At 61.8% G+C, this 5,384-nt stretch carries 5 protein-coding genes; 1 reads left to right on the top strand and 4 read right to left on the bottom strand.

The genetic code is table 11. From position 1 onward, the window contains the following. Positions 1–595: 595 nt before the first annotated feature. The 4 genes from VL202_RS09265 to tpiA form a co-directional block, all read right to left on the bottom strand. Entirely contained in the window at positions 596–1,462 is an 867-nt protein-coding gene (locus VL202_RS09265; RefSeq protein WP_325463839.1) for an alcohol dehydrogenase, read from the bottom strand. A 203-nt stretch (positions 1,463–1,665) separates the two neighbouring features. Then, the gene (locus VL202_RS09260) at positions 1,666–3,294 is read right to left on the bottom strand and encodes a CTP synthase (RefSeq protein ID WP_325463838.1); all 1,629 of its coding nucleotides are present in this window, start codon (positions 3,292–3,294) and stop codon (positions 1,666–1,668) included. A gap of 152 nt (positions 3,295–3,446) precedes the next feature. After that, positions 3,447–3,926, bottom strand: a complete 480-nt coding sequence (gene secG / locus VL202_RS09255; RefSeq protein ID WP_325463837.1) for a preprotein translocase subunit SecG — start codon at positions 3,924–3,926, stop codon at positions 3,447–3,449. Between the two features lie 207 nt (positions 3,927–4,133). Continuing rightward, a complete protein-coding gene (gene tpiA / locus VL202_RS09250; RefSeq protein WP_325463836.1) occupies positions 4,134–4,904 on the bottom strand; it encodes a triose-phosphate isomerase in 771 nt (256 codons plus the stop codon). 171 nt (positions 4,905–5,075) lie between these two features. On the opposite strand from tpiA, the gene VL202_RS09245 reads away from it, so the two are divergent. Further along, a partial coding sequence (locus VL202_RS09245; RefSeq protein ID WP_325463835.1) for a cytochrome b occupies positions 5,076–5,384 on the top strand: 309 nt, incomplete at its 3' end.

The raw sequence follows: 5,384 nt of genomic DNA, 5'->3' as shown, positions 1-5,384 counted from the left end.
CATAAGGACGGAGGGGGTCCATGTTCCGGGGGCTCTCCTTCCGTTCCGCCTGACGTTCGGGGTCAAAAGACCCCGAGGCTTTCCGTGGAGCGCCAGCCCTGCCTCGCCGCAAACGTCTTGCGGTGTATCCGCGACAGGACGGGATGATCATGGCACGGGATCGCAGGGCGGGGATAGATTTATGTGATAGGGGACTTTTTAACGTAGCCTTCGGCCCCCCCTCATCCGGCCTTCGGCCACCTTCTCCCCGCCGGGGAGAAGAGGAGTGGCTGGTATCGCGCCCTGAAATGGGAAGCTGATACGCGCTTCGAGCGTTTCACGATGCGCTTCATCTAAATTTCAGCGCCCACTGAGATTTCGGTTTTGCGCAAAGGCTTTCACCCCTTCGGTGATCCTCGCCCTCCGAAGCGAGGATCCAGCGACCCGACATCGCCGTATAAAAAAATCATTTTTATTCAATGACTTGTACGGACAATCTCCTGAAACTACAGCATCGGAGATGACCCAACGGGGCGTTGGGTCGGTGAGTCCTCGGCTCAGTGGCCGAGTGACGGAGTGTGGGGCGGCACATGCAATCCAGGCGCATCGGAACCAATCAAGCCTCCTCACCAAATTCCGCGAACGACAGCATGGACTTCGGCGCCCCCGGCACGGCGGCTTGCTGCAATGCCTCCCTCCAATGATTGATGGGAAAGACCTGTACAGGTGGCAGGGACGCTTCCGCCAGTTTCGGCCAGAGGCGGTGAAACTGGCTCTGCCAGGCAGGCGACGTCATGGTCGCCAGCGTATCGCGCAGATGGAAGCGATGATAGGCGACATCGGCGTTGAACCGTCCGACGCCTTGCCCGGACAGCAGACCGTAGCCGACGAAGATGGTGTCGGGGCGCATCGCCTCCAGCACGGCGGAGCCGACCGGGCCGCCCAGCGAATCGAAGACGAGGTCGGCATCACCGGCCGCCCGACATACCGCCAGGGGATCGTCCATCGGTACGGGCAAGATCCCGGCGGACAGGAGACGGGGGATGCGGCTTTCCGATCGATAGATGCCGCGCACCTCGACGGCCCCCTGTTGTCTTGCCCGTGCCCCCAGAAGCTCGGCGCACATCGAGCCCGCGCCGCTCAGAAGCACGCGTTTTCCGTTAGCGGGCCATCGATCGAGCATGGTGAGGGCCGCCAGCGGGTTGATATAGGCTCTGGCAGCAACGTCATCTTCGACATCATCCGGAACGGGGACGGCAAGGTCGGGATCGCAATCGACATAGGCCTGCCAGGTTCCGGCACTGCGAAGCGGCAGAACACGGCATCCGACCAAGGCGGCATATATCGATGGCGCGCTGACCACCCTCCCCACGCCTTCATAGCCGACGATGGCCGGTAGCTGGATGCGGTGGGAATAGGCGCCCGTGACCGGGATCAGGTCGGACGGGTTGATCGGAACGAGCGACATCGCGACACGCATCATTCCGGCAACGGGTGGCTCCAATCGCAACGCATCCAGGGAGATCCGATCGATTGGCCGGCCAAAGGTGTGATAGCGAAATGACGTATTCTGCATTGGCCGGTTCTAACCTTCGACGGACGACTGCGCCAAGAAAAACCCGCCCACAACGGCCTGTTGCGAGCGGGTTTGCATTCGTAGCACTCAACAGACCGTCGATCGCGGTCTCAAACCAACCGGCTCTGCTCCACGGCGGCCTCGATGAAGCTGGCAAACAGCGGGTGCGGGTCGAGTGGGCGGCTCTTCAGTTCGGGGTGGTACTGAACGCCGATGAACCAGGGGTGGTCCGGATATTCTACGGTTTCCGGCAGGACGCCGTCCGGGGACATGCCGGAGAATTCGAGACCACAGGCTTCCAGCCGCTCCTTGTAGTCGACATTGACTTCATAGCGGTGGCGGTGGCGCTCCGAGATCTCGGTCGAGCCGTAGATGTCGGCGATCCTGGTACCCTTTTTCAGGCTGGCCTTGTAGGCGCCGAGGCGCATGGTCCCGCCAAGGTCGCCGGATGCTGCGCGCTTTTCAAGGGCATTGCCCTTGACCCATTCCGTCATCAGGCCGACGACCGGCTCTTCGGTCTTGCCGAATTCGGTGGACGAGGCCTTTTCGATGCCGGCGAGATTGCGGGCAGCTTCCACGACGGCCATCTGCATGCCGAAGCAGATGCCGAAATAGGGCACCTTGCGTTCGCGGGCAAAACGGACGGCCTGGATCTTGCCCTCGGAGCCGCGCTCGCCAAAGCCGCCGGGGACGAGGATGCCGTGGACCTTTTCAAGATAGGGTGCCGGATCTTCCTGCTCGAAGACCTCTGATTCGATCCATTCGAGCTTGACCTTGACGCGGTTGGCGATGCCGCCGTGGTAGAGCGCCTCGATCAGCGATTTATAGGCATCCTTGAGGCCGGTATATTTGCCGACGATGGCGATGGTCACCTCGCCTTCCGGGGTGCTGATGCGGTTGGCGACCTCTTCCCAGTTCTCGATCCGGGGCTTTGGCGCCGGCTCGATGCCGAAGGCGGCCAACACCTCGTTGTCGAGGCCTTCCTTGTGATAGGCGATCGGCACGTCGTAGATCGAGGCGACATCGAGCGCCTGGATGACGGCCGACGGGCGCACATTGCAGAACAGCGACAGCTTGCGGCGCTCGGCCTCCGGAATTTCACGATCGGCGCGCACGAGAAGAATATCGGGATGGATGCCGAGCGCCTGCAGTTCCTTGACGGAATGCTGGGTGGGCTTCGTCTTCAGTTCGCCGGCAGCAGCGATATAGGGCATCAGCGTCAGGTGCAGATAGACGGCGGTACCGCGCGGCAGATCGTTCTTCAGCTGGCGGATCGCCTCCATGAACGGCATGGCCTCGATATCGCCAACCGTGCCGCCGATCTCGCAGATGACGAAATCATAATCGTCATTGCCGTCGGTGACGAAATTCTTGATCTCGTTGGTGACGTGAGGAATGACCTGGACGGTGGCGCCGAGATAGTCGCCGCGGCGTTCCTTGTCGATGATGTTCTTGTAGATGCGACCGGTGGTGATGTTGTCGGTCTTGGTCGCCGAGCGGCCGGTAAAGCGCTCGTAGTGACCGAGATCGAGGTCCGTCTCCGCGCCGTCATCGGTGACGAACACCTCGCCGTGCTGCGTCGGGCTCATCGTGCCCGGATCGACGTTCAGATAGGGGTCGAGCTTGCGAAGCCGCACCCGGTATCCCCGGGCCTGCAGCAATGCTCCGAGAGCAGCCGCGGCGATCCCTTTGCCAAGGGAAGAAACCACGCCGCCAGTGATGAATACATATCGCGCCATGGGCTTCACCGGATACCGTTTCAAAAATGATTCCGCCACCGAAAAATTCATCTTCCAGAATTTTTCCGTTCAAAAGTTTTGGCAGTCGGAATTCAAACAAAAGAAAACCGGCGGAAGACGGGCTTCCGCCGGCGATGTATCTGCGTTTCGCCTTACTGGCCGCTCGGAACGTCCGAGCCGGAAGTCGCAGGCTTGGTCTCGGTCGTGGCCGGCGTCTGCGTGGCAGGCGTCTGCGTCGTCGCCGGGGTCTGCGTGGTGGCAGGCGTCTCGGTCGTCGCCGGCTTCGCGTCGGTGCCGGACTGGGCAGGCGTATCGCCTGCCGGCGGCGTGGCAGTTCCACCCAGGTCGTTCAGAACGCCGTTGCCGGTGTTGGTCGTGCCGGGAATGCGGTCGAGAACGTCGGTGGCGTTCGGCTGGTAGCGGGACAGGATGCCCATGCCGAGCGCCAGGACGAAGAACAGCGCGGCAAGGATCGCCGTCGTGCGGGTCAACGCATTGGCCGTGCCGCGCGCGGACATGAAGCCCGAACCGCCGCCGATGCCCAAGCCACCGCCTTCGGAACGCTGGATGAGCACGACGCCGATCAGCGCCAGTACGACCATGAGATAGATGACAAGCAATACGGTCTGCATTTTGTCCAGTCCTGCCTTAGATGCCGCCCTGCCCGGCCTTCAAGTCGGCCTAGAGCAGAATGCCATCGAGTAATCGTCCGGGCGGGAGACGCAAACGAAATTGCAACGCAAGTTTCAGCGTCCGCTCCACGCGGAAAAGATGAGTGTTGGCGGGTGCATATACCATGCCATCGCCCATTAAAAGCCCCTGTCCGTCAAACGGTGGGGTTAAGCCGTCAATTCTTCATACGCCCGGTAGATGGCGAGGAAGTCGTCGGCTTTCAAGCTGGCGCCGCCGATCAGCGCACCATCGACATTGGCGACACCCATCAATTCCCGGGCATTGCCCGGCTTGACCGAGCCGCCATAGAGAATGCGCATCTTGCCGCCCGCAGCGCCGAAGCGGGAAACGAGTTCGGCGCGCTGGAAGGCATGCGCCTCCTCGACATCGGCGGCGGTCGGCGTCAGCCCCGTGCCGATCGCCCAGACCGGTTCATAGGCGATGACGGTGTTTTCGGCGGTCGCACTGTCCGGGATCGAGCCGGCCAGTTGGCGTTTCAGCACGTCGAGCGTCTGGCCGGCCTTGCGCTCGTCACCGGTCTCGCCGATGCAGATGATGGCGATGAGGTCTGTGGCATAGGCGGCTTCGGCCTTTGCCCGCACCAGCGCATCGCTTTCCTTGTGATCGGTGCGGCGTTCGGAATGGCCGACGATCACATGGGTACCGAAGCAATCGGCGATCATTTCGGCGGAAACATCGCCGGTATGGGCGCCGGAGACCTTTTCATGGCAATCCTGCGCGCCGATCAGGAGCGGGCTGTCGTCGCAAAGCGCGGTCGCGACGTAGAGCAGCGTCGCCGGCGGGCAGATCAGCGTCTCGACCTTTTCGGACAGGGTTCCCTTGACGCCTTCGGCCATCGCCTTGATCTGGTCGAGCGACGCCCGCAGACCGTTCATTTTCCAGTTTCCAGCGACAAGCGGCTTCACGTCGGGGGTCATGCTATCTCCTCAAGGGCGTTATCCTTTTCCCGGCCAAGGCCCTAGCAAATCTGCCGGGCAAAGAAAAGCGGCAGGTGCAGGCGCCGTCATGAAAGCACGCGGGACTAAAAGGGCAATTGGACACGTCTCAGCGGGAGTGGTTCGATCAACATTTACCTCGAAAGGACGGTCATGCTGCGCAACGGACGCGACACCTTCGGATGGGGCACCGTCATCCTGCATTGGATGATCGCATTGATGATCGCCGGGCTCATCATCCTCGGCTTCATCATGGTGCGGCCGGATATCGATCCGGAATTACAGTTCTCGTTTTACCAGTGGCACAAGTCCTTCGGCATGGCGGTGCTGGCACTCTCCGTCATCCGGGTCGTCTGGTGGCTGGCAAACCGGCGTCCGGCGCCGGTCACCGGGTTGTCACCGCTCGAGGCTCGCAGTGCTTCCGCAGTCCATCTGCTGTTGCTCGGACTAACGGTCGCGGTA

This window comes from Pararhizobium sp. (assembly GCF_035497515.1).
In the GTDB taxonomy this organism is placed as follows: Bacteria; Pseudomonadota; Alphaproteobacteria; order Rhizobiales; family Rhizobiaceae; genus Pararhizobium.
The sequence above is the reverse complement of the archived record's forward strand: the minus strand, read 5'-3'. Positions and strand labels throughout refer to the sequence as shown.